Source organism: Streptomyces sp. NPDC056373 (assembly GCF_042262425.1).
In the GTDB taxonomy this organism is placed as follows: Bacteria; Actinomycetota; Actinomycetes; order Streptomycetales; family Streptomycetaceae; genus Streptomyces.
In genome coordinates this window covers 1-2,136 of sequence record NZ_JBHJPX010000046.1, presented here as the reverse complement: position 1 = coordinate 2,136, position 2,136 = coordinate 1, and the positions used below count along the sequence as shown (strand labels likewise).

At 69.5% G+C, this 2,136-nt stretch carries 3 protein-coding genes; 2 read left to right on the top strand and 1 reads right to left on the bottom strand.

Translation table 11 applies throughout. The annotated features are described in order from the left end of the window. The first annotated feature begins 129 nt into the window (after window positions 1-129). Window positions 130-468, top strand: a complete 339-nt coding sequence (locus tag ACFCXS_RS39350; protein ID WP_376648144.1) for a hypothetical protein — start codon at window positions 130-132, stop codon at window positions 466-468. 464 nt (window positions 469-932) lie between these two features. On the opposite strand, the gene ACFCXS_RS39345 is transcribed toward ACFCXS_RS39350, so the two are convergent. Next, on the bottom strand, window positions 933-1,610 hold the full coding sequence (locus tag ACFCXS_RS39345; RefSeq protein WP_376595178.1) for a GntR family transcriptional regulator: 678 nt from the start codon (window positions 1,608-1,610) through the stop codon (window positions 933-935). A 160-nt stretch (window positions 1,611-1,770) separates the two neighbouring features. Between ACFCXS_RS39345 and ACFCXS_RS39340 the strand changes: the two genes are divergently transcribed. Then, on the top strand, window positions 1,771-2,136 hold a 366-nt coding region (locus tag ACFCXS_RS39340), incomplete at its 3' end, for an RNA polymerase sigma factor (protein ID WP_376648143.1).

The following is a 2,136-nucleotide window of genomic DNA, read 5'->3' as shown; positions in this document are numbered from 1 at the left end:
CCCGGCCGGCCCGGGCCCACCCCCCCCCCGCGTACACCAACAAAAACGCGGAAACCGTCCGGGTACAATCCCCGTCATTGTCACGGGTCTCGATGCTGGGGCCGTCACTGTGACGGCTATGGTCGCCGGATGAGCGATGACCTCCCGACGCAACGCGTGGCCGGGGCCGAGTACCTGTCGTGCGAGTGGTGCGGGGAACCGGTGAGCCAGCTCGGCTCCTGGTCCCCGCGCCGGTACTGCAAGCGGTCGCACCGTCAGCGGGCGTTCGAGGCCCGCCGCCTGGGCGTGAAGATGAAGTGGCAACGGGACCAGGAGGCCGCCGCCGTCGCGGCCGCGCCGGTCGTCGAAGCCGCGGCGACCACTCCGCCGGCCACGGTGACGAACCCGCCGCTGTGGGAGGACGACATGGCCGACCGGCTCGCCCGGTACGGGATCGGCACCGACGGCCAGGAGCTCCCCCGCACCTGACCGCCGGGGGTGGGGCCAGTTCTGCCCGTTCCTGTCGACAATGCCCGCCGGTCCGGGAGGCACCGGGCGGTACCGGTCCCCTTGGTCGACCGAGAGTTCAGCCACGACGAGACTGGGCCCGAAGCGGTACGCGCCCAACACCGGGCTGCAGCGGATCGCGGCAGCAGGAGCCCCCCGCCAGCCCATTCCCGGGCCGGGGTGGACGCCTCACGCTCCATCAGGGATGACGGCGGGGGTACGGCGGCCAGCCCCGTACGAGCCCCGCAGACGGCCGTGAGACGCCCCGCGACCCCACCCCTCTCGCCGCTGCCGTCGTTTCCAGCCCGGCCGGTCCGCAGTCGCCAGCGCTCCAGGCCACGGAGGATTACGGGCAGATGGCGTGTCTCCGAACTTCCGGTGAGGCACGCTGGAATGCAGGAAGGCCCGCCCCAATTCGCGTGGGGCGGGCCTTCGTCGTGCGGTGATCAGGCTAGGGCTACCTGGCGTCCAGGTGCGTAGACGCCCTCGCCGACGCCGATCACGCGGTCCTCGCTGACGTAGATGCTCCGCATGACGACGACGGCAGCGTCCTCCGTGAGACCGAGCGCGGCCTTGTCGTCGGCCGTGGTGATCCGGGCGTCGACGGTCTTGGAGGCGACGGTCACCTTCTTGCCGCTTCGCTCGGTGTAGACGGCCTGCCATGTCGGGTCGCACGCCTGGGGTTCGTCGATCTCCGGTACGACGGCGGCGATGTCGGTGTGAACCCAGGACTGGGATGCCTGGAGAACGGTGTCGCCCCTAGTGATCGTCCGGACCCGGTTGACGACCTCGCCCTCCCCGATGTGCTGAGCGACCCACTCCGGAGCCTGGACGCGCTCCGACGACTTGTGGTTGATCACCTCACCGGGCTGGACGATTCCCTTGATCCGCTTCTCACCGGCGATCAGGGCCGGGCGGTCGGCGACGAACACGCCGCGCCCCTGCTGCGAGGTCACGAGCCCCTCGGCCTTGAGGATCGCCACGGCCCGGTAGACGGCGTTGTCGGACAGGTTGAACTGCTGCTGAAGGTTTTTCGTCGGCGGCAGCTTGTCGCCCGGTTCCAGGGTTCCGCGCTCGATTCGAGCCCGGATGTATGCGGCCATTCCGGCCACTGATCCCGCCACTGGGGCCTCCTTCGTAACTTCCTATCGGATGTTCCTTGACGGTACCCGACCGACCCCTTAACTTCCTATAGGAAGCCAACTTCCTACAGGAAGTTGCGCGGCTCCGGTGTGTCCGCACCGGAGCCGCTTCGGGCCGTTCCATGTGAGAGGAGCACGACCCATGAATGACGGTACATCCGCAGGTCAGGTCTCGATCCCCCAGGCGACGAGCGAGGACCTTGCCGCGGTTTTCACCGAGCACGGCGACCGACTGACCCGCTGGGTCTACAACCGGCTGGACCGTGCCGACTGGCACCTGGCCGAGGACATCACGAGCGAGGCGTTCCTCCGGCTGGTCCGTGACTTCACCGGCCGCCGGATCGAGAACCCGGCCGGTCTGCTGCGGACGATCGCGGGTCACGCGATCACCGACCACTACCGGCTGCGCCGCTCCGGCGAGCAGCCCACCGACTTCGGCGACTGGTTCGAGGCCGCGCGTCTGCCGGCGGCGACGTCGGCCGAGGACATCGCGGTGACGCACCTGACC